Raw genomic sequence first — 22,346 nt, forward strand, 5'->3', positions numbered from 1 at the left:
TAGGGATGGGCCGGCACAGCATTCCCGATCCCGACGACCAGCCTGATGAGCAGTTCGGAGTGTTCGGCGACCCCCGCCGTGACGAACCCGCTGCCGGGTCGTCGGACGGGCAGCACGAACAGCCCGAGTTCGGTTACGACGCAGACGATTACCGGTACGACACGGAAGCCGACTACGACGAGCCTCGCCCGCACGACCGCGCGGACCACACGTACGAGGACCCGGCTCCGGCTCCGCGTGGTTTCCCGGCAGTCGCCGACGAGGACTCCCCGACCCAGGCGTTCTCGGTCACCGGTCGGCAACGCACCTTCGAGGGCGGGGAATGGACCGGTTCGCACCGGGCCATCACACCCGGCCGACGCACCGTCAGCCGGGGTGTCGTCATCGCACTGATCACGGTGGTCGCCGTGGTCGGCGCGGTCATCCTGTGGCAGTTCTTCGGCAACGCGCTCTCCGACCGCAGCCAGGCCTCGGCCGACCGGTGCGTCGAAGGCGAGGTCACCGTCGCCGTCGTCGCCGATCCGGCCATCGCCGACCAGATCTCGGCCCAGGCCGAGGATTACGTGGGGACCAATCCGCGCGTCGGCGACCGCTGCGTCAAGGTGGCCGTCACCTCCGCCGACGCCGACGCCGTCGTCGCGGGGTTCAAGGGCGACTGGCCCGGCGAACTCGGCGAGCGGCCCGCGGTGTGGCTGCCCGGCAGTTCGTCGGCGGAGTCCCGGCTGGAGGCAGCAGCGGGACCGGAATCGGTGATCGACAGCCGGTCCCTGGTCAGCTCGCCGGTGGTGCTCGCCGTGCGACCTGAACTGAAAAGCGCGTTGTCCGATCAGAACTGGTCGGCGCTGCCGAACCTGCAGACCGACCCGGCCGGTCTGGACGGACTGAATCTGCCCGGCTGGGGCGGATTGCGGTTGGCCTTACCGATGGCGGGCAACAGCGATGCGGGCATCCTCGCGGCTGAGGCCGTCGCGGCGGCGTCTGCGGCCCCGAACGCGCCGGTGACCTCCGGTGCCGGTGCCGCGCAACGGCTCATGGGCGCGCAGCCCGAACTCGCCGACAAGCAGGCGTCCACCGCACTCGATGCGCTCGTCGATGCCGCCGACCCGGCCGCGGCGCCGGTACATGCCGTGGCCACCACCGAGCAGCAGGTGTTCCGGCGCGGAGCAGACATGTCCGATGCGGGCAGCAAGTTGGCCGCCGTGATCCCGGCCGGTGCGACCCCGGTGGCCGACTTCCCTGTCGTGCTGCTCAGCGGCGACCGACTGGCCAAGGAACAGGTCAGTGCCGCCAGCGAATTCGACCGCTTCATGCGCAAACCCGAGCAGCTCGCCAAATTGGCCGAGGCCGGTTTCCGCGCCGACGGCGCATCGAATCCGGAGAGCGCGGTGACCGACTTCCCGGCCGTGACCGCACCGCTGTCGTTCGCAAATCCGGCCGACCGGGCAAGTCTGGCGGCCCGGTTGGCCGCCCCGGTGCAGGACGGCACGGTCACCGTGATGCTCGGTCAGTCCGCGCCCGGGCTGACCGACGTCGCGACCGCACTCAACGACCGGTTGCAACAACTGCCGCCGTCCGCGGCCGTGGGTCTGTGGACTTTCGACGGGGTGTCCGGCAGGTCGGCGATCACCACCGGTCCGCTCGGAGACGATATCGGCGGAACCCCACGGTCCGCGGCGCTCGGTTCGAGCCTGCAGTCCCAGGGCGGATCCGCCAGCGGTGCGGTGTCGTTCACCACGCTGCGCCTGGTCTACGGCGAAGCAGGCGCCGGTTTCCGTCCCGATCAACCGAATTCGGTACTGGTCGTGACCGCGGGCCCGCACACCGACCGCAGTCTCGACGGTCCCGGGTTGATCTCCTACATCCAGGGCGCGGCCAATCAGCAGCGACCGGTGGCGGTCAACGTCATCAACATCGGTGACGACCCGGATCGGGCGACGTGGGAGGCGGTGGCCCAGGCCAGCGGTGGTCAGTACCGCAACGTCACCGGTGCCGCCGATCCGGCGTTCGGCGATGCCGTCAGCGAGTTTCTCGGCTGACGCGTTCGAGCGTGCACTGCACGCCGAAGTGATCCGAGGGGAAGATTCGCGGCAGCTCGGGTGAGACCGGTTCCCGCCCGAGCAGCCGGACGGAGTGCGCCGTCCAGGTGTCGGCTTTGAGCAGCACCCGATCGAATCGGACGTGGCGGTGCTTGTCCTTCATGTCATAGCGCATGTGGTTGATCGTGGTGTCCTCGGTGAATCCCGGGTCATCGGGATGCAGCGTCGGCCAGACGTCCACGAAGTCCGCGGGCACGATGGCGTTCTCGGCGTCGCGCAGGTTGAAGTCCCCCATGATCGCGACATCCGCGTGGCTGCGCACCGAGTCGACGACCAGCCGCAGCTGGCGTTCGCGCAACGCGGCCGCGGCCTTGCCGCTTTCCAGGTGCAGCCCCACGACGGTGAGGGCCCGGCCGCCGACGGTGTACCGCGCCGTCAGGTACCCGCGGGCCAGGTTGGACGGCAGCCGTGTGTAGCTCACCCGATCGACCGGGATACGCGATAACAGCAGCATGCCGTAGTGACCGAGCCTGCCACCGCATACCGCGGCGCTGGAGTAGTGCGCGCGGACCCAGGGCTGGGCCAGCAGCACGGTCAGTGCCGGCTCGGTGACCTCTTGGAACACCATGACATCCGGGGCTTCTGCGGCCAGGATGGCGGCGATCGCCTCATACCGCTGCCGCGCGAACAGTCCGTTGAACCAGATGTTGTAGGTCGCCAGCGACAGCCGGTCCAGATCAGCGCCGCCACCGTGCAGGTCTGCGGTACGGGTCCAGCCGGAGTCGAACCGTCGCACCGGCATCGACGTGGTCCTGCGTAACACCGAGGGCCAGAGCCGCTTCATGACACCCAAACGTACGCCGCCGGGCCCCGCTGTCACTGCAGCGACAAGAGATTCCTGACCTGCGCGGCGAACCGGATCGGCACCTCCACCTGCGGGTAGTGCCCGACGTCGCACAACTCGACCGCGTCGGCGGCCGGCCGCAGATCACGCAGGCCGGCCAATACGTTGACCGTCGCGACCGGATCCTGCAGCCCCCACAGATAGCTCAGCGGTTTCGGCCAGTCCGCGATAGCCCCGTGCCAGCGCGATGCGTACCGCACGCGCTCGTCCAGATACGCGCACAGCAGATGCATGATGCGATGACCGCCGTTGTGGGCCAACAACGCCCACTGTGCCTCGGCCTCGTCGTCCGTGAGCGGATGCGCCGGAGCGAACAGCCGAGCGAAACCACGGGTGAATGCGGCGCGACCGGTCAGCCGGGACAGCAGCGGACCCAGCGGGCCGCGCAGCATCTTCTGCGACGGGCGCAGACTGGCGCGCTCCAGGATCACGCTGCCATTGGTGAGCACGGCGGCACGCAGATCGAAGGGCAGGCGCCCCTCGACATCTCGGGCCAACAGTTCGGTGGCCACCGAGGTGCCCATATCGTGGGCCACCATGACCACCGGACCGGTCGTCGTCTGCGCGAGCACATGCTCGACGATGTCGGCCTGCTCCAGCAGGCTGTACACGTACGGCCCGCGCCTACTCCCCCGTCGCTGCGCTCCTGCCCACCGAGGCTTGTCCGACAGGCCGAACCCCAGGAAGTCCAGCGTCAGCCAGGCTTGTCCGGCCAACTCGTCGACGACCCTGCGGTAGTCGAAGGAGCTGGACGGAAAACCATGCAGCAGAAGCAGCGTCGGGCCCGCGCCCGGTGCGGACCGGACGAAGATCCGACCCGACGGGGTGATCAGGAATCGACCACCGTCCGCCCAGTCCCGCACATCTGCCGGTAGCACCCGGTCAGGCTAAGCGAATGCCTCCACCGGCGGGCACGAACAGACGAGATTGCGGTCGCCGTAGGCGGCGTCGATGCGGCGCACCGGTGGCCACACCTTGGGACGGAAGCCCTTGCCCAACGGGTAGGCGGCCTCCTCGCGGCTGTACGGATGCGCCCAGTCGCTCACCAGCAGCGATTCGGCGGTGTGCGGAGCCCCGCGCAAGGGATTGTCATCGGCGGGCCACACCCCGGATCCGACCTTGTCGATCTCGGCCCTGATCGCGATCATGGCGTCGCAGAACGCGTCGACCTCGGCAAGGCTCTCACTCTCGGTGGGCTCGACCATCAGCGTGCCGGCAACCGGGAAGCTCATGGTCGGGGCGTGGAAGCCGAAGTCGGCCAAGCGTTTCGCGACATCGTCGACGGTGACCCCGGTCGCCTTGGTGATCGGGTTGAGATCGAGGATGCATTCGTGGGCAACCATGCCGCCCTCACCGGTGTAGAGCACCGGGAAGTGCTCGTCGAGCCGGCGAGCCACGTAGTTCGCCGACGCGATCGCCGTCAGCGAAGCCGCCCGCAACCCCACCGCACCCATCATCCGGATATAGGTCCAGGTGATCGGCAGGATCGACGCCGACCCGTAGGGCGCCGCCGACACGGTGTACTGATCGCCGAGCTCGTCGGCCAGCGGATGGCCGGGCAGGTACGGCGCCAGGTGGCTGCGCACCGCCACCGGCCCGACACCTGGACCACCACCACCGTGCGGGATGCAGAACGTCTTGTGCAGGTTCAGATGGCTCACATCACCGCCGAACCGGCCCGGGCGGGCCAGGCCCACCAGCGCGTTGAGGTTGGCGCCGTCGACGTAGACCTGACCGCCGGCGTCATGCACCGCGGCGCAGATGTCGGCCACATCGTGCTCGTACACCCCGTGCGTGGACGGATAGGTGATCATCAACGCGGCGAGCCGCTCGGCATGCTCGGATACCTTGGCGCGCAGGTCATCCAGGTCGACGTCACCATTGGCCCGACACTTCACCACCACGACCCGCATCCCGACCAGCGCCGCAGAGGCCGCGTTGGTGCCGTGCGCGCTGGACGGGATCAGGCAGACATTGCGTTCGGTGTCGCCGTTGGCGCGGTGGTAGGCCTGGATGGCCAGCAGACCGGCGTACTCACCCTGGGACCCCGCATTGGGCTGCAACGATATCTCGTCGTAGCCGGTGATCCCGGTCAGCCAGGTCTGCAGATCCGAGATCAGCCGGCGCAGACCGGGATTGTCCGACGCCGGAGCGAACGGGTGCTGCTTGGCGAACTCCGGCCAGGTGATGGGCTCCATCTCGGCGGCCGCGTTGAGCTTCATCGTGCACGAACCCAGCGGGATCATGCTGCGGTCCAGCGCGATGTCCTTGTCGGCCAGCGAGCGCAGGTACCGCATCATCGAGGTCTCGGTGCGGTACAGGTGGAACGCCGGATGGGTCAGGAATCCCGTTGTGCGGGTCTCGATATCGACACCGGAAGGCTCGACGGCGGCGGCTCCGGAACCCGATGTCGCCGCCGGGGCGGCTCCGGAACCCGATGTCGCCGCCGGGGCGGCTCCGAAAGCGGCGAGCACGGCGTCGACGTGGGCGTCGGTGGTCGCCTCGTCGCAGGCAACCGACACATGGTCGGCGTCGACGCGCCACAGGTTGATCCCCGCCTCTTTCGCGGCGGCGACGATATCGTCGGCGCGACCGGGGACGTGGGCGGCCACGGTGTCGAAGAAAGCCTCGTGCACCAGGGCATCACCGAGGCCGGCGCCGATCCTTGCCGCGTGCTTGTGCACGCGGCGGGCGATGCCCGTCAGGCCGGCGGCACCGTGATAGCTGGCGTACATGGCGGCGATCACCGCAAGCAGCACCTGCGCGGTGCAGATGTTGCTGGTGGCCTTGTCGCGGCGGATGTGCTGCTCGCGGGTCTGCAGGCTCAATCGGTAGGCCGGTGAGCCGTCGGCATCCAACGACACACCGACCAAACGGCCGGGCAGCTGGCGGGCGTGCTTGGTGTGCACGGCCAGGTAACCGGCGTGCGGACCGCCGAAGCCCATCGGCACACCGAACCGCTGCGTGGTGCCGAAGGCGACATCGGCACCGAATTCCCCTGGCGGGGTGATCAGCGTCGCGGCAAGCAGATCGGCACCGACAGCGACCAGGGCGCCGCGCTCGTGGGCGGCAGAGACCAGATCAGACCAGTCCTGGATGAGCCCACTCGCGCCGGGCAGCTGGACGATGACCCCGAAGAAGTCACCGTCGGGCAGGCCCTGGCTCAGATCGGCGGTGACGATCTCGATACCCAGCGGTTCGGCGCGGGTGGCGAGCACCGCAGCGGTCTGGGCGTACACATCGGTGTCCACGGCCAGCCGGTTGGAGGGGCCCTTCACCGCACGGTGCATCAACGTCATCGCCTCGGCGGCGGCGGTGCCCTCGTCGAGCATCGAGGCGTTGGCCACGTCCAGCCCGGTCAGATCGGCGACCATCGTCTGGAAGTTCAGCAGCGCCTCCAGCCGTCCCTGGCTGATCTCGGGCTGATACGGCGTGTAGGCGGTGTACCAGGCGGGGTTCTCCAGGATGTTGCGGGTGAGCACCGGCGGTGTCAGTGTGTCGTAATACCCCTGCCCGATCATCGAGACCGCGACGGTGTTCGCATCGGCGAGCGCGCGCAGCTCGGCCAGCGCCTCTTCCTCGGTGGCCGGGGGCGGTAGCTGTTCCAGACCGGGGGCGACACCGTCTGCACCGACCGCGTCGAGAATGCCGGCTGGCAGCGCCTTGCCTGCCAGTTCGTCGAGGGAACCGACGCCGATCACACCCAGCATGGTGGTGATGGCGTCGGAATCGGGCCCGATATGGCGGGCAACGAAACCGGACGAGGTCGAAGGCACATCAGGTGACACAGAAGTCTCCCCGGGTCGAGGTGTGCGCCGCGAAGCGCGTCCTCTCCCTCTGTCGGGGTGCCTGAGAGATTCAGCCCGGATCCGGGCCTTTCCCCATGGGCGGGTGCGCGCAGCACCGCTTTCCAGAGGCATCGTGGCCGCGCGCGGTCCGGGGGCCTGAGAGGTTGACGGAGAGGTGTTGCTCCTTCGGCGTCCGTGGCTGGCGACCACGGAACTCTCCCGCGCATGGGCGATACGGCTCGATTCTAGCGGTTGGCCAGTTCCAGCGCCGTCCACGCCAGCGCGGTGGAACCGTCGCGCAGGGCGGCCTCGGCCGCCGGACCCACCGCCGCGTCGGCGAATGCGGGTTGATGGTTGACCGCAGGCAGCGATCCGATGCCCAGATAGGGGTGGATCGCGCGCACGACCTGGGACACATTGCCCATGTCCGTCGAGGCCGTCCGCATCGCGGCGGCACCCTCGGCCGGCTCTGCGGTCATATCGCGGCCGACCGCCGCGGCGTTGGCGATGAACAGCGCCAGCAACTCCTCGTCGGTACGGAACTCGGCGTACGGCGGGGATTCCAGCTCGATCTCCAGTTCACAGCCGGTTCCCAGCGCGCCCGCCGCGAAACAATGGCGGATACGGCCCTCGATACCGGCCAGATCGGCAAGCGTGCGGGCCCGCACATACCAGCGGCCGGTGGCCACGTCGGGGATGGCGTTGGGTGCTGTGCCCGCCTCGGTGACGATGCCGTGCACCCGGGTGGTCGGCGGCAACTGTTGGCGCAGCAGGCCGATGGCGACCTGCGCGACGGTGAACGCATCGGCGGCGTTGACGCCCAGGTGCGGGTAGGCCCCGGCATGGGCGGTGACACCCCGGTAGACGATCTTCCAGTGCGCCACCGCCATCGGCTCGGCGCGCGGGGCATCGACCGGACCCGGATGCATCATCAGCGCGGCGTCGAGACCGTCGAACTCCCCGGCGTCGAGCAGGTGGATCTTGCCACCACCGCCCTCCTCTGCCGGGGTACCGATGACGTGCACGGTCAGGTCGCGCCCACGGTCGGCGTGCTGCGCCATCAACGCCGCGCCGATCGACGACGCGGCGATCAGGTTGTGTCCGCAGGCATGCCCGAGGCCGGGCAGCGCGTCGTACTCGGCGATGAAAGCGACGTGCAGCGGCCCGGTGCCGTACCGAGCGTGAAACGCCGTCTCCAGCCCGCCTGCGCGGGTATCGACGTCGAAACCGTGCTCGGTCAGCAGCGCGGTGAGCATCCGGTGGGCCCGGAACTCCTGCCAGGCCGGCTCGGGGTCGGCATGCAACCGCGCGCTGATCCCCCGGACCAGCTCCCAGGAGCGCGCCAGGTACTCGCCGGCAATCGCCTTAGCGGTCACCGGGCACACCGAAGCTCGGCGCCGCAGCCGGGTCCAGGGCCCGCCGGACGTAATCATCGCGCTGCGGTTCCCACACCGTCCACAGCTCTGCCAGTGCGGCGGCCGGGTCATCGGCCCAGTCCACCCGCAGCGTGGTCTCCGGCCATGCGACGCTGCGGTAGACCAACAGACCCGCGGCGTGGATCGGCCCCTCTTCACCGCCTGCGGACAGCGCCGCAGTCAAACCGTCGAGCAGTCGGCGTTCCAATTGCCGGGCACCGGATGACTCGTAGCCACGCACGAGTTCGGTGATGGTGGCGGGTCCGGCGAGCATGTTGCCCGCCGCGACCACCCCGTCACCGGCCACGTGGTGGTGGTTGCCGAGCGCGCCGGCGCCGCTGAAGGCGGCAGTGCGGCCGGCACGGTCCAGCACGGTCAGCTGCCGATAGTCCCGCAGCGGATGACCCTCGACCACGGTGTCCAACGCGGTCTTGGCATCGTCGCCGGCGACCAACCGGTCCAGCAGCTGTGCGCCGAGTCGGGGGTCGGTGACATTCTGGCTGGCCGCCGCGCCCAGGTGCGGCCGGATGTGCAGGCAGCGCGCGGCCACCGCCGGCGACGAGGACGCGATCACCATGCCGAGCGCCCCGGTATCGCGGTCCAGCACGGCCATCGAGAACGTCATGACGCCCGCTGCCGGACCGCGATGGCGTCGACCTCGACCAGCCATTCAGGTCGGGCCAGTGCGCTGACAACCAGTCCGGTGGAGACCGGATGCACACCCTTGAGCCAGCGCCCGATGACCCGGTAGACCGTTTCACGGTAGCGCGGATCAACAAGGTAGACAGTCACTTTCACGATATCGTCGACGGTGGCGCCGGCCTCGCCGAGCAACATCGCGATATTGGCCATCGCCTGTTCGGTCTGGGCGGCCACGTCACCGACCCCGATGTTCTCGGCGGTGTCGAGGTCTTGACCGATCTGTCCGCGCAGGTAGATGGTGTCCCCGGCGACGACGGCCTGGCACAGGTCGTTGTCGATGTCCTGCTCGGGGTAGGTGTCACGGGTGTTGAAGGGGCGGATCCGGACGTGGCTCACGGTCGCGCACCCCCGCTCACCTTGTCGGACAGTTCGGCCGCGGCCCTGACCATGGCCAGCGGACCGTCGAAGTCGAAATTTCGGTAGACGGCCTGGTAATGCGCGAAAGGTGGCGCCTGGGCGAACAATTGGAAGGTCAGCCGGTGTCCGGCGTAGTCACTGTTGAGCAGGTCACGGGCGAATGCCAGGAGCTTGCGCCGATCATCGGCCTGCCACTCGTCGGTTATCGAGTAGTACTTCTCCAGCCAGTGCGCCGCGCCGGGGATACCGAAGGTCGCCGAGTCCGGGGTGATACAGATCTGTCCGCCGCACAACTCGCGCGCGGTGTGCATCATCTGAGGCAGCTGGGTCTGCGCCCACACCCGGCCTGCGTACAGCAGCGACTGATTCGGCATCAACAATCCGCCCGGACTGGTTTCGGCGGTGGCGACCGCGGCGGTGAGGTGCGCGTCGATCCCCTCGCGATAACAGGCCAGCATCGCGAGCTTCTCCTGGACCGCGGGATTGCCGTCCAGACCGGTCTGCCGCACGTTGAACAGCGCGGCACCGATCATCAGATCGGCGAACCGGATCGACCGGTGCACATACGGCAGTGCGCTGTAGCGGTGCAGGCAGCTGCGCACGAAGGTGGCCGCTCTGGTGTGTCGGTAGAACAGGATGTCGTCCCAGGGGATCAGCACGTTGTCGAAGATGACCAGCGACTCGACCTCGTCGACCCGATTGGACAGCGGGTAGTCCGCAGCATCACGCCTGCCGGCGAACCCGGTGCGGCAGATGAACTTCAGATTCGGCGCGTTCAGGTCGGCGATGAACCCCACCGCGTAATCGGAGAGTTTCGCATCCCCCCAATTGGCAATGGTCGGCTTGGTGTAGGCCTGGGTGGCGTACGGGGCGGCCGTCTCGTACTTGGCGCCGCGCACGATGATGCCGTCGCCGGTCTCCTTGACCACGTGCAAGAGCATGTCCGGGTCCTGGTCCTGGGGACGTTTGGAGCGGTCACCCTTGGGATCGGTGTTGGCCGAGATGTGGAACGGGTCGCCGGTGGCGGCCAACTTGACATGCCTGCGGATGTTCTCGGCGAATCGCGGGTCGACCTCGTTGAGGACGTCTTGGCCGTCATAGAGTGCCCACATCTCGCCGATGGTCTCGTCACCGACTCGGGTCACGACACCGCGCGCCTCGTCGAGCACCAGGTCGATCGCGGCGCGCTTGTCGATCCAATCCTGCTGTGTCAGCGGCATCTTGTTCGCGATCGAGTTGCGCTCGCCGTTTTCGTCGACATAACTCATCACGTCGGCGGTGGCCGCATCGTGGGCCAGGTCGTAGATGCGGGCCCGGATGTCGATGATCGGGGCGAACATCGGGTGTTTGGTCACATCGTGAACCTGTTCACCATCGATGTAGATCTCCCGTCCGCTGTCGATGGACGCGCGGTACTCGTCTCCGGTCTTGATCATGCGTGCTGTCCTTCCATGTGGTGGGCCGAGAGGGTGCGGTAACTGCCACGTAGGTGCAGCAGCGGTTCGGCATCGGTGTGCACGACATGTCGCACCGCGCCGAGGTAGAGATGGTGCGAACCGACGTCGGTGACGCTGACAAGCGCGCATTCGAAGGACGCCACGCCGGCGGTGTAGACAGGAAGGCCGTTGCGGCCCGGGCTCCATTGCGCATCGTCGAAGGTGAACGGATCCCGTCCGCCGTGCCGGCGGCCGGCGAAAACATCGGCGACGCCGTGATGATCGGGACCGAGCAGCGAGACATTGAAGTCGGCGCTGTGCTGGATGGCGGCATTGATGGGGCTGCGGCGGTTGATGCACACACCGAGCACGGCCGGCTCATCGGACACCCGGCTGACCGCGGAGACCGTCTGACCCCAGCGCTGCTGCTGCGCCAGGGTGGTCACGATGGTCACGGGTGTCGCCGCGCAGCTTATCGCTCGGATGAACGCCCGAGCGTCCACGGATGACAGAGTGGATTTCATTGGGATGCCTCGCGTTTCAGAATCGGGGCGGGAGACGCGGACCGCAGCGTTGGTATCCGCGATCTCCATGCTGCCCGGCCCGGCGTCATCTGACAAAGAGCTGATTCCGTTGATGTGCATCGCTTTTGGAGATGTCGGCTGTGGTCGTCACCACCACCTTGCCGATCCGGTCAGCGGCGCCGAACCGCTTGTGGGCGGCATCGATATCGGCGAGGGTGAAGGCCTGCTCGTCGAGTACCGGCCAGATCTCACGCGTCCGCACCCGCGGCAGCACCTCGCTACGCAACTCTCGGCAGATCGCGGCCCGCGCCGCATCGGTCAGCCGACTCAGACTCGAGGAGGAAACCTCGGCGCCTGCGGCCATCAGCGCAGCGAGATCCAAGACTCCCTCGCTTCCGCCGGCCACCCCGATGACGACCAACCGCCCGCCGGGTGCGAGTACGCCGATGTTGGCGTTGAGGGTGGGCGCACCCTGGTTGTCCAGGATGATGTCGAAACCCCCGGGTTGCCTGCGCCGGACGGCGTCGAACACGTCCTGTTCGGCATAGTCGAGCACCGAATCGCAGCCGAGGTCGCGGCACAGCGCGGTCTTGACCGGCCCGCGGGCGGTACCGGTCACCGACGCTCCCAGCGCGCGGGCCAGCTGAACCGCAAGTGAGCCGACTCCCCCAGCCGCGCCGTGCACCAATACCCGTTCGCCGGTCCGTAACCGGCCGCGGCACACGAGATTCCACCATGCGGTGGCTGCCGCCTCTGGCAACGCGGCGCCCACGCAGAGCTCCACATCGTCGGGTAACGGCAGAACGGTGTCGGCGCGCACGGCGACGTATTCGGCGTAGGAACCCGCGCGCGTCAGCGCCGCGACCCGGTCGCCCGTGTGCAGGGTGTGCACGCCCGCACCCAGTGCGACGACGACCCCGGCGCATTCCAGACCGGGGACGGCACCCGGCGGCGCGGGCAGTGTGCCCGCGCACTGCAGCAGCTCGGCGTTGTTCAGGGCGAAGGCGCCCACCGCCAGTAACACCTCACCGGGACCGGGCACCGGTATCGGAACACTGTCCAGACGAAGCGGTTGCGGCCCGGTCGGATCGCAGAGCACCGCCGCCACCATCGCGCTCATGAGGCCGCCTCGGCGTGCACTCCGGCTTTCAGACCGTTGTGGAATGCCAGCACCGCCGCGGTGAACTCGACAGCACAGGTTTCCGGGCTGGAGATGTCTCCCTGGGCGAGAACATGTTCGACGGCCCCGGGGAAGGCAGCCAGAATCTCTGTGCGCCGCGGGAAGGCACGCGGGTCGCGCGCCGATGCCAGGCACAGCACCGGGCCGGGATAGCCGCCCACCCGGTCCTCGGACCGGTATACCGAGACCGCGGTATGCCCGCGGTCTGGGTCGGGGTGGGCCAACACATCTCGGATGTAGCGGGCCTGCACGCCCGGTTCCGGGCAGGCCAGGTATTCGGCGCGGCGCTGCCACAGCACGGTCAGGTGGCTGCCATCCGGTTGGTCGTCAACCGCATTGAATGGCGCGGCGACACGCCGGCGGATACGTTCCTGCTCGTCGATGAATGGTGTCGACGACAACACCAGCGACTGCACCCGGTCCGGACTCGTCGCGGCCATCTGGTAGGCGACCAATCCACCGAAATGATGGCCGACCAGATGCGCGCACGGGACGCGCAGCGCGTCCAGCAATGCCCATACCGCGGCAGCGGCGGCCTCGATCGTGTTCTCCCCGGAGGCCGGTGATCCGCCGTAGCCGGGCAGATCCGGGATGACCAGGCGGTAATCCTCTATCAGGTCGGCCACCGCCGCGAATTCGTCCCAGCTGCGCGGGGTCTGGTGCAGCAGCACCAAGCAGGGCCGGTCGCTGTGCCCGTTCTTGGTGACGACGTGCACCCGTCCCGCCCGCGTCTCGACGTACATCGGTGTCAGCTCGCCGTCGCTCACCTGGCCTCCATGTCTTCGGATCTGTGTACTGATTCGATCCAAGGCCACCGGCAGGGAGGCTGACAAACAGTGAATTACGCTGTGTTGCATCGCAATATCAGATGCAATGCAGCTGCCACGGCGATGCGGCGGAAGGGCGCCGGTCAGCCGACCTCAGCGACCACCGCCCGGCAGCGATCGGCGAAAACAGTTGCACGCCTGCTCATACGCATGGCCTGCAGCGTGGCCACCACCACACGCAGGGGCATGACATCGTCGGCGATGGGCACGGCGACCACACTGCCGCCGGCGTAGGTGCTGTCGGTGGCGGGCCGCTGGTGCAGCAGGCTGTATCCATGGTCCTGGGCCACCATGGCACGCACCGTTTCATAACTGCTGGAGCGGTACTGGATGTTGGGATGCAGACCGCGCCGGGTGAATACCCCGATGAAATAGTCACGGCTGTAAGGCAGATCGACCAGGATCATCGGCTCGTCCACCAGGTCGGCCAGGCGCACACTCTCGGCGCGGGCCAGCCGGTGGCCGGCCGGAAGTGCGGCATAGGGCCGGATCTCGGCGAGCACATCGCGGTCTATACCGTCCCCGAGTGCCAGATCGTAGGTCAGGGCAACCTCGGCCCGCCCGGATTCCAGGTACTCGCCGACCTCACCGGCCACTGCCTCGGTGACATTGACTTCAAGGCCCGGATGGTCCCGTTTGAGCCCGGCCAGGATCGACGGTAGGTAGAACGGCGCGATCGGGCTGAAGCACACCACCGACAGCGGACCCCAGAATGCCTGCGACTCACCTGCTACCGATTCGAGGGACTCGGCCAGCGCGGTGAGTGTCTGGCGGGTGCGCAGCAGCAGTTCCTTGCCCGCCGAGGTGAGGATCAGGCCCTTGGCGTGCCTGCGGATGAACAGCTGCACACCCAGTTCCTTCTCCAGGTGCGCCACGGCCGAGGACACCGCCGACTGCGCGACGAAGAGGTCCTCGGCCGCCCGCGTCATACTCTCGCGCTCGGCAACCCGGATGAAGTACCGCAGCTGTGTCAACGAGATACCGCGCAGCTGGTCCACCCCGGACATCGCCTCACTCCCCCAGCGTCGTCGGCAGCCAGGTGGCCAGCGCGGGTACGAATATCACCAGCAGCAGCACGCCGACCGTGGCGACAAGGAACGGCGTGTTGGCGCGCAGCACCCGCCATGCGTCGACGCGGGCGATCTTGGCGGCGACCACCAGTGACATCGCCACCGGCGGGGAGACCTGGCCGATGATCACGGTCAGGACGATGATCACACCGAAGTAGACAGGGTCGATCCCCACCGCCAGCATGGTCGGCAGCATGACCGGCATGATCACCGGGATCAGCGGGTCGAAAAGCATGCCGGCCAGGATGGCGACCACCGTGAGGATCAGCACATAACCGAGTTGGGCATCACCGGGCACGATGTGGGTGGCGAATTCGGTGAGCGCCTTGGGCAAGCCCGCCATCGCGAGCACCGCACCAAGGGCGACCGAGACCCCCACGATGAGCATGACCTCACCGGTCAGCACCGCCGCCTCGACCAGACACCGGTACAGCCTGCGCGGCCCCAGCGAGCGGAACACCACCGCGGAGACGACGATCGCGTACACCACGGCGAACGCGCCCGATTCGGTGGGGGTGAAGACCCCCATCGTCAGGCCGAGCACCACCAGCAGCGGTACCCCGAACGCCAGAATGGCACCGCGGAAGGTGCGCCACACCTCACGCCAGCTGAACGGGATCTTCTCCCCCCAGCCGTTGCGCCGGGCCTGTACGGCGACCACCACCATCAGCACGACGGTGAGGATGATGCCGGGGACGATGCCCGCCAAGAACAGCGCACCCAGCGAGGTTCCCGTGGCCGCGGCATAGAGGATCATCGGCGAGGACGGCGGGATCAGCGGGCCGATGCCCGAGGAAGAAGCCGTCACGGCCGCCGCGTACGGACCCGGATAGCCATGCTTCTTCATCTGCGGGATCAGGGTGGAACCGGTGCCCGCGAGATCGGCGACCGAGGTGCCGACCATCCCGCCGAAGAACAGGCTGGTCGACACGTCGACCTGGGCCAGTCCGCCCGGCAACGAGCCGAAAATGGCGCGGGCAAAGGCGAATACGCGTTCGGCGACCCCACCGGCGTTCATCACCACGCCGGCCAGGATGAACAGTGGCATGGCCAGCAGCACGAAGCTGCTCATCCCGTCGGTGACCTGCTGGGGGTATTGCAGCATCCACGATCCGCCGAGCGTGGCGTAGACAGCGACGCCGCTGGCCATCGCGATGATCAGCGGAGTGCCCAACAGCAGCAGCCCGACGATCGTCACCAGCGTCAGGGTCAGGATCACGACTCGTCCTCACGCAGTTGGCGCACCAGGGCGGCCCGGCACCCCGGCAGTTGGAACAACACCACCAGTGCCGCCACCGTCGCTCCGACCGGGAGCGCGGCGAGGAAGAATCCCTTGGGCAGCCGCAGATACGGGCTCGGATCACCACCGAACTTGGTGACGTACAGATAGGCGAACCAGGCCAGGTGCAGCAGCACCGCAGCCGTCAGCAGGTCGGTAGCCAGCTTGAGCCACACCTGCATGCGCACCGGGAGGCGCCCGACGAATGCCCGGATCTCGATCGATTCGCGGCGTCGCACCCCTAGGGTGAAGCCGAGCATGGTCAGCCACAACATCAGCCCGGTCACCAATTCCTCGGTCCACCCCAGCGGGGAGTTGAACACAAAGCGCAACACCGCGTTGGCGAACAGGATCAGGGTGATCGCGGCGAGCATTGCCGCGCAGAGGATCTCGAGCGTCCAATCGATCAACGTGCGGCCACCCGGGGTGGGGTCGACGCCGAAGGTGGAGTCCAGCACCATGGCGACGTCGGTGGGCTCGGCGATGGGATGTTCGTCCTTCTTCAGCATCAGCGCTCGCCTTCCAGCCGGGTGTCCATCAGCGATCCGAACCCGGGGCGTGCGGCGTAGGCGTCGGCGATCTGCAACGCGTACCAGAACGATGCCTGCACCGCGCTGATCACCGGTTTGCCCAATTCTGACTCCAGGGCGGCGATGGCGCCGACGCTGGCGAAGTTGGTACAGCTGATGAACACCGCGGACGCGTCATCGGTGTCGGTCTCACAAGCCAGGTCGTAGACGCGTTCCAACGGCACCTCGGCCAGCTCGTGATCGCTGGTGATGCCCAGCCCGACCGAGGCAACCACGGTATGGCCGTTCTCGCCGAAGAAGCGCGTCGCCCGGTCGACCACCTCCTGGCGGTACGGCGTGACCAGACTGATGGGGCCGGCCTGGACCGCCGCCAGCGCGGCGATGCTCGCCGTCGAGGTGGTGGTGCAGCGGCCGGTCAGACCACTCCACTGCTCCAGGTGTCCGACGAGCATCCGGTCCCACGCGGTGCCGTGCAGGAACGAGGCACTGGTACCGCCGAAGACCAGCACATCCAGTGGGGCCTGGGCCACCAGTTCGGTCGCGGTGCGCAGTTCCGGGGACCGCATCATCGCATCGATACCGTCGACGGTCACGCTGGGCAGGGTGACGCGACTGGTGTGGATGGTGGCTGCCGGGGTCGACATCGCATACATCTCGGCCTCCATCAGCGTGCTGGATGCCATGTACACCAGCCCGATCCGGGTCGCGGTGTTCAGAGCGCCCAGGGGCAGCTGTGGGCGACGTCGGCTGCCCGCACGGACGGGGCTCACTGGCGGTACTCGGCCAGCACGCGGTCGGCGAAATCGCCGGGGATGTCATCGGCGATATCCTCCCGCACACCGCTGACGACCTCGCTGAGCTGGTTCACGTCGGCCTCGTTGACCTGTACACCGGCCGCCTCGAACTTGGACAGCAACTGCTCGTCGGCCTCGGCGCCTGCGGTGCGACTGGTCGCCGCGGCCGCGGCGGCGGCCGCGGTAAGCCCCTGCTGAATCTGGGGGCTGAGGCCCTGCCAGGTGTCCTCGTTGACCGTCAGGTAGACCGGGCTGTAGATATGCGATGTCAGCGACAGGTAGCGCTGCTTCTCGTAGAACGAGAATGCGTCGATGACCTTCAATGGGTTCTCCTGCCCGTCGAGCACCCCCTGATCCAGCGCCAGGTAGGCCTCGCCGATGTCGATCTGGGTGGGCGCGGCACCGAGGGCCTCGAACAGCGCGACGCGGGCCGGGTTACCCGGAACGCGGATCTTCAGACCGGCCAGGTCTGCGGAGGTGTTGATCGGGCGCACATTGTTGGTGATCTGGCGGAAGCCGTTCTCGCCGAATCCGATGACGCGCGCGCCGACCGATTGCACCAGCGATTCACTGAGCTCGTCACCGAAAGGGCCGTCGAGGAATTCCACCACAGTGTCGCGGTCGGTGAACAGGAACGGCATGTCCATGATCGTGAAGTTGGGATCCAGATTGGCCACCGAGCCGCTCACCGCGGCCACGTCGATCGCACCGGCTCGCAGGCCCTGCAGCACCGCCTCCTCGTCACCGATGGCGCCGCCGGTCTGCACCGTGAGCTCGACGGAATCGCCGAGTTTCTTCTCGACCTCGTCGGCGAAGGCCAACAGCATGTCGGCCAACGGATCTCCTGCACTCGTCTCGACAGCAAGCATCAATTTTGTTGCACCGGAGTGAGTTTCATCCGATTTCGTACATCCGGTCAGCACCAGCGCGGCCGCCACACCGCATACCGTGACCGCTTTCGCCAATGACTTCATCGTGTTCCTCTCGTGGGCCCAACGGGTTTCGGGCGTGACTCAGGATCCGGGCCGGCGCCGATGCCAACGCGATGAAGTCAAGAATCCGATGGCGATTGGACCGCGTCAAACAGTCAAAAGCGAGCGTCTGCATCTGTCAAACAGATGCCACGTAACACGAAATTAACTGCAGCAGTGGTCACTTCGACGTGACGCCGACGTAACACACCGGCGGTTGACTACGGGGTTGCCGGCCGCCGAGAGGGCCGACCGGTCCTGGCGAAATCACAGGTGGCCGACAACGGCACGCGGTCACCCAAGGGGCGAGACACCGCGCGGATGTGGGTTGTGATGAACATCATGGAGGGTTGGATGTGGCCAACGCCATGCCCACCCACCATGCTCTGGGGTCGGCGGGCAGCGGGCCCCGAAGCCGGTTCAGTGAGCCGGTGAGCGTGCGCGAGCTGGGCACGACACGCCGGGCGGGGTGCCCACAGACACGCACGCTCGCCGAAAGGAGAGGAGGAGAAGAGGTGGGTCAGCCGATCTTGCGGTCGCGGCTCTTGCGCCGCGAGGCCAGCTCATCCTCGGGGGCCGCGATCGACTCGCCGCCGTCGGCGCGCTCACCGGGGAAGTCGGCGATCGCGCCGGTCAACTCGCGCATCGCCCCGGACACCGCGATACCGAATACGCCCTGGCCGCCCTGCAAGAGGTCGACGACCTCCTCGGCCGACGTGCACTCGTAGACGGTGGTGCCGTCGGAGAACAACGTGATGTTGGCAAGATCCTGCACGCCGCGCTGGCGCAGGTGGTCGACCGCGACGCGGATGTTGTGCAGCGAGATGCCGGTATCGAGCAGCCGCTTGACGATCTTGAGGACCAGCACGTCCTTGAAGGAGTACAACCGCTGACTGCCCGATCCCGCGGCACCGCGGATGGACGGGACGACCAGTGAGGTGCGCGCCCAGTAGTCGAGCTGGCGATAGGTGATACCGGCGATCTGGCAGGCGCTGGGACCCCGGTAGCCGACGAGCTCATCGGGGATCGAGTCGTCCGGGAACAGGCCGCCCTGCACGGGTTCGCCGGATACGCCGTTCGCGGGCGGGGTCAACCCGCCGGCAGAAGAAAGATCCAACTCCCCCTGATGTGGCGTATCGCCCACAGTCCATCCTCTCGCCGTCGCCCTCGGGCACACGTGACATCACGCTGGAACCCGAGTTCGAATATGTCGAGCATACGCTCAACACATTGCCGCTACTGCTCGTCGTCGATCAAAATTATGGCTGCCCGTTCGACTCGTCGCCGACACACAAACCGCGTGTCGACATCACGAGACGCAGTCGTGATCTTGGTCAGGTCGCTTTGAAATCATCCGGCGAGATGCTGTCGAGGAACTCCTTGAACTTCTCCACCTCGTCCTCGCGCACGGGTTCGGCGGAGTCATCGTCGCTGTCGTCGGGAATCAACAGTCCGGCCTCTGCCAAGACGGCTTCCTCGACATAGATCGGGACGCCGACCCGCAGGGCGATCGCGACCGAATCCGACGGGCGGGCCGAGACCTTGATATCGCGGTCGAAAATCAGGTCCGCGTAGAAGGTGCCCTCCTGCAGATCGACGATGCGCACCTCTTTGAGCGAATGTCCCAACGCTGCAATCAGATCGCGAATCAGATCGTGGGTCTGCGGTCGGGGCGCCTCGATCCCCTGCTGCTCATGGGCGATGGCCTGCGCCTCGGGCTGTCCGATCCAGATCGGCAGGTAGCGCTCGCCGTTCGCCTCGCGCAGCAGCAGCACCGGCTGGTTCTGCGGCTGCTCAACGCGAATACCGACCACCCGTACCTCACCCATCAGCGCCTGCCCTCCGCGAAGAAGCCGTCGTCGAAAATTCTAGTCCTCACCGGTCGAGAACGTCGCGCACGGCCGATTTGATCAGCGACGTGTGCAGTGTGATCGCCAGGGCGGCAACCTCGCGGGCCAGATCATCGGCCCGGTCTCGGGCACCGGCCTTGCCCGCGGCCGCGACCGGTCCGGCGATCTGGGCGATCAGATCGGATTGCCGGTCGGCCGCCGACCGGAACGCGCGGAGGTGGCGCGGCTCGACACCGTAGTCGGCAAGGGCCTTGGCACACTGGGCGATGGTGACCGAATGCTCTTCGAACAATCCGGCCGGACCGGGCTTGATCACACCCGCGGTCACCAGTGCCGAGAGCATGGTGTTGTCGATGCCCGACCTGGCCACCAGATCCTCCCGGCTGAGCCGGACCTGGGTGGGCGCGATGGCCGCCGAATCTCCCGCCGAATCGCCATCGGCGACCTGCACCAACCGCGGTGCCGAGTAACCCGCACTGACGGGCAACTCGTTGTCCGGCTGGGCGTCCAACTGCGCCTTGATCACCTTCAGCGGCAGATACTGGTCGCGCTGCGCGGTGAGTACGAAGCGCAGCCGCGCACAGTCGTACGCCGTGAACCGCCGATACCCGGCCGCCGAGCGTTGCGGCGTGACCAGCCCCTCGGCCTCAAGGAACCGGATCTTGGAGATGGTGACATCGGGGAAATCCGGGCGCAGCAGATCGAGCACCGCTCCAATGGACATCCCGGCGGGCACCGGGTCCGGTTGGGTCATCTGGTCCTCGCGCGAGCGCTCCGGCGACTCAGCCGGCGTCGTCGGTCTTGGGACCGGTCAGGAAGACCAGCCGGAACTTGCCGATCTGCACCTCGTCACCGTTGGACAGGACCGCCGAATCGACCGGTTCCCGATTGACGTAGGTGCCGTTGAGGCTGCCGACGTCGACGACCTGGAACTCGCCGGACTCCAGCCGGAACTCGGCGTGGCGACGGCTGACCGTCACATCGTCGAGGAAGATGTCGCTGTCGGGGTGGCGACCCGCCGACGTGGTGGCCTGGTCCAGCAGGAACCGCGACCCGGCGTTGGGGCCGCGCTTGACGACGAGCAACGCCGAACCCGCAGGCAGACCCTCCACGCCCGATACCGAGCTCTCGGTGCCGGTGCTGGCCGGGGCGTCCAGTTCGTTGAGGAAATCGGCGCGGAAAACCGAGGTCGTCTCCACCGTCACCTCGTCGGACTGGTCTGCCTGAAAGTTGCTGTTCTCCGTCACCCGCTGCTCCTCTGCTGGCTGCTGTGGCGTGCCTGGCCGATGCCCGTCAGGCCATTCGGCAGCCCAACGGACCGTGGTTGCGTCTCATGTCGACCGTACCGCGCCGGGCAGACCATTGGGTCCACCACCGCCGGATCCGCCTGACACGGGCTCGGTCACGCCTGTCCTTGATGAACGATCGGCAAAACCCTAACAACACCTACTCGGGAAGGATTGCCCGGTAGCCGTCCGCGTCCAGCAGCTCGGGCAGCGGGCCCGGTTCGGGGGCCGTCTCGACCTGCAGTTCGACCAGCCATCCGGCACCGTAGGGGTCGGAGTTGACCAGCTCCGGATTACCCTCCAGCTCGCCGTTGACGGCAACGACCTTCGCCGTGATGGGCGCATAGAGATCCGACAGCGACTTCGTCGATTCGACCTCACCGAAGCTGTCGCCTGCGCTCACCGCGGCCCCGGCATCGGGCAGCTGCACGAACACCACGTCACCGAGGGCGGCCTGCGCGTAGTCGGTGATGCCCACCCGCACGGTGTCCTCGCCGGTGCGTCGCACCCACTCATGCTCGGCGGTGTACTGCAGATCGGACGGGATCTCGCTCACGGGGCTCCTTTGACGGATACAAGCGGACTTACTTGACGGGCTGAGCGTATTGGCGAGGTTTCGGTTGCCGCAAGGCGGTCACGTCGACGACGTCGGCCTGGGCGACCGTCATCGATCCGCCGACCCGCTTCACGCTGTCCATCGCACCGCCGGGGATGTTCATCGCAGCGGCCAGTGTCGGCGGATCACCAATCGCCAGAACCGAATACGGCGCCCCGATGGTGACCCCGTCGATGATCAGCGCGCCAGGCGCCCCGACCACCCATGTGTCGACCCCGACCCGGATTCCCTCCGCGTCTCGTCCGGACCCGCCGGCGCGGGTCCCCCGCACCTCCATGGCCTCGGCACCGGCGGCACGTAGCTCGTTGATCACGTCGAGCATGGTCTCCGGCGACACGCCGGACGCCGCATCCTCGATGGTGATCGTCACACCGGGGCCGACAGCGGCGACCGTGCCGATCATGATCGACAGTGCCGCCAGCCGGGCCTGGGCGTTCTCGATGGCAGCCTGGTCGCTGCTGCCGGACTGCTGCAGCGCGGCCAATGTCTGCTGCAGCTCGGCGACTTCGGTGTTCAGCGCAGCCTCGCGCTGCTGCAGCGAATCGAGCAACACCAGTAGATCCGCCGGGCGTGCGGAGTCCAGGGAATCGCCGCTGGTGGTCTGTCGCACCTGCGTCGCGATCGCGATACCGAGCAGCAGGCACAGCAGCACCCCGAAGGTCCCGAAGACCAACTGCGACCGCGTCCGACGCACCCGGCCGGGACCGCCGGGCGGCAGTTCGTGCCTGCCGTGCTCGGGCTCGGCTGCCCGGTGATCGGTGTGCTCGCTGTGCTCACCCAT

22 protein-coding genes and 2 riboswitches are annotated in these 22,346 nt (G+C 67.5%); of the genes, 1 reads left to right on the plus strand and 21 read right to left on the minus strand.

Annotated elements, in window-relative coordinates:
- The first annotated feature begins 5 nt into the window (after nt 1-5).
- Nucleotides 6-2,036, plus strand: coding sequence for a vWA domain-containing protein (locus tag FBY28_RS01800; RefSeq protein ID WP_141863809.1), 2,031 nt, complete (start codon nt 6-8; stop codon nt 2,034-2,036).
- Here the strand turns inward: FBY28_RS01800 and FBY28_RS01805 are convergent.
- The 21 genes from FBY28_RS01805 to FBY28_RS01905 all read right to left on the minus strand — a co-directional run bounded on the left by FBY28_RS01805 (nt 2,017) and on the right by FBY28_RS01905 (nt 22,346).
- Nucleotides 2,017-2,880: an endonuclease/exonuclease/phosphatase family protein gene (locus FBY28_RS01805; RefSeq protein WP_216847436.1), complete on the minus strand. Its 864-nt coding sequence runs from the start codon at nt 2,878-2,880 to the stop codon at nt 2,017-2,019. The two genes, FBY28_RS01800 and FBY28_RS01805, sit on opposite strands and share 20 nt — an antisense overlap.
- Before the next feature lie 32 nt (nt 2,881-2,912).
- Nucleotides 2,913-3,818, minus strand: coding sequence for an alpha/beta fold hydrolase (locus FBY28_RS01810; protein ID WP_141863811.1), 906 nt, complete (start codon nt 3,816-3,818; stop codon nt 2,913-2,915).
- Between the two features lie 9 nt (nt 3,819-3,827).
- Entirely contained in the window at nt 3,828-6,728 is a 2,901-nt protein-coding gene (gene gcvP, locus FBY28_RS01815) for an aminomethyl-transferring glycine dehydrogenase (protein ID WP_141863814.1), read from the minus strand.
- Nucleotides 6,729-6,767: 39 nt separating this feature from the next.
- Nucleotides 6,768-6,862, minus strand: a riboswitch (glycine riboswitch).
- Nucleotides 6,863-6,960: riboswitch (glycine riboswitch) on the minus strand.
- Between the two features lie 13 nt (nt 6,961-6,973).
- Nucleotides 6,974-8,104, minus strand: a complete 1,131-nt coding sequence (locus tag FBY28_RS01820; protein WP_286177641.1) for a M20 family metallopeptidase — start codon at nt 8,102-8,104, stop codon at nt 6,974-6,976.
- On the minus strand, nt 8,094-8,768 hold the full coding sequence (locus FBY28_RS01825; RefSeq protein ID WP_141863819.1) for a DUF1028 domain-containing protein: 675 nt from the start codon (nt 8,766-8,768) through the stop codon (nt 8,094-8,096). Before FBY28_RS01825 ends, FBY28_RS01820 begins: the two co-directional genes overlap by 11 nt.
- Nucleotides 8,765-9,181: a RidA family protein gene (locus FBY28_RS01830; RefSeq protein WP_141863821.1), complete on the minus strand. Its 417-nt coding sequence runs from the start codon at nt 9,179-9,181 to the stop codon at nt 8,765-8,767. The genes FBY28_RS01825 and FBY28_RS01830 overlap by 4 nt, the downstream gene beginning before the upstream one ends.
- The gene (locus tag FBY28_RS01835; protein ID WP_141863822.1) at nt 9,178-10,638 is read right to left on the minus strand and encodes a 4-hydroxyphenylacetate 3-hydroxylase family protein; all 1,461 of its coding nucleotides are present in this window, start codon (nt 10,636-10,638) and stop codon (nt 9,178-9,180) included. The genes FBY28_RS01830 and FBY28_RS01835 overlap by 4 nt, the downstream gene beginning before the upstream one ends.
- Nucleotides 10,635-11,282, minus strand: coding sequence for a flavin reductase family protein (locus FBY28_RS01840; protein WP_141863824.1), 648 nt, complete (start codon nt 11,280-11,282; stop codon nt 10,635-10,637). The genes FBY28_RS01835 and FBY28_RS01840 overlap by 4 nt, the downstream gene beginning before the upstream one ends.
- Nucleotides 11,248-12,282 carry a putative NAD(P)H-quinone oxidoreductase, PIG3 family gene (locus FBY28_RS01845; protein WP_141863826.1) on the minus strand — a complete coding sequence of 345 codons (1,035 nt, stop codon included), beginning with the start codon at nt 12,280-12,282 and terminating at the stop codon, nt 11,248-11,250. Before FBY28_RS01845 ends, FBY28_RS01840 begins: the two co-directional genes overlap by 35 nt.
- Complete coding sequence (locus tag FBY28_RS01850) at nt 12,279-13,109, minus strand: alpha/beta fold hydrolase (protein ID WP_160145452.1); 831 nt, start codon at nt 13,107-13,109, stop codon at nt 12,279-12,281. Before FBY28_RS01850 ends, FBY28_RS01845 begins: the two co-directional genes overlap by 4 nt.
- Nucleotides 13,110-13,252: 143 nt before the next feature.
- A complete protein-coding gene (locus tag FBY28_RS01855) occupies nt 13,253-14,176 on the minus strand; it encodes a LysR family transcriptional regulator (protein WP_141863831.1) in 924 nt (307 codons plus the stop codon).
- 4 nt (nt 14,177-14,180) lie between these two features.
- The gene (locus tag FBY28_RS01860; RefSeq protein ID WP_141863833.1) at nt 14,181-15,458 is read right to left on the minus strand and encodes a TRAP transporter large permease; all 1,278 of its coding nucleotides are present in this window, start codon (nt 15,456-15,458) and stop codon (nt 14,181-14,183) included.
- Nucleotides 15,455-16,027: a TRAP transporter small permease gene (locus tag FBY28_RS01865; protein ID WP_141863835.1), complete on the minus strand. Its 573-nt coding sequence runs from the start codon at nt 16,025-16,027 to the stop codon at nt 15,455-15,457. Before FBY28_RS01865 ends, FBY28_RS01860 begins: the two co-directional genes overlap by 4 nt.
- Nucleotides 16,027-16,818: a maleate cis-trans isomerase family protein gene (locus tag FBY28_RS01870; protein ID WP_141863837.1), complete on the minus strand. Its 792-nt coding sequence runs from the start codon at nt 16,816-16,818 to the stop codon at nt 16,027-16,029. Before FBY28_RS01870 ends, FBY28_RS01865 begins: the two co-directional genes overlap by 1 nt.
- On the minus strand, nt 16,815-17,816 hold the full coding sequence (locus tag FBY28_RS01875; protein WP_141863839.1) for a TRAP transporter substrate-binding protein: 1,002 nt from the start codon (nt 17,814-17,816) through the stop codon (nt 16,815-16,817). Before FBY28_RS01875 ends, FBY28_RS01870 begins: the two co-directional genes overlap by 4 nt.
- 517 nt (nt 17,817-18,333) lie before the next feature.
- On the minus strand, nt 18,334-18,957 hold the full coding sequence (locus FBY28_RS01880) for a MerR family transcriptional regulator (protein WP_141863841.1): 624 nt from the start codon (nt 18,955-18,957) through the stop codon (nt 18,334-18,336).
- Nucleotides 18,958-19,147: 190 nt separating this feature from the next.
- The gene (locus FBY28_RS01885; protein WP_141863843.1) at nt 19,148-19,642 is read right to left on the minus strand and encodes a bifunctional nuclease family protein; all 495 of its coding nucleotides are present in this window, start codon (nt 19,640-19,642) and stop codon (nt 19,148-19,150) included.
- Between the two features lie 46 nt (nt 19,643-19,688).
- On the minus strand, nt 19,689-20,417 hold the full coding sequence (gene ftsR, locus FBY28_RS01890; RefSeq protein ID WP_141863845.1) for a transcriptional regulator FtsR: 729 nt from the start codon (nt 20,415-20,417) through the stop codon (nt 19,689-19,691).
- A gap of 28 nt (nt 20,418-20,445) precedes the next feature.
- Complete coding sequence (gene garA / locus FBY28_RS01895; RefSeq protein WP_023985855.1) at nt 20,446-20,910, minus strand: glycogen accumulation regulator GarA; 465 nt, start codon at nt 20,908-20,910, stop codon at nt 20,446-20,448.
- A 199-nt stretch (nt 20,911-21,109) separates the two neighbouring features.
- On the minus strand, nt 21,110-21,505 hold the full coding sequence (gcvH, locus tag FBY28_RS01900; protein WP_141863847.1) for a glycine cleavage system protein GcvH: 396 nt from the start codon (nt 21,503-21,505) through the stop codon (nt 21,110-21,112).
- Nucleotides 21,506-21,533: 28 nt separating this feature from the next.
- Nucleotides 21,534-22,346, minus strand: a complete 813-nt coding sequence (locus FBY28_RS01905; RefSeq protein ID WP_141863849.1) for a DUF881 domain-containing protein — start codon at nt 22,344-22,346, stop codon at nt 21,534-21,536.

The organism is Arthrobacter sp. SLBN-53 (assembly GCF_006715585.1).
GTDB lineage: Bacteria > Actinomycetota > Actinomycetes > Mycobacteriales > Mycobacteriaceae > Mycobacterium > Mycobacterium neoaurum_A.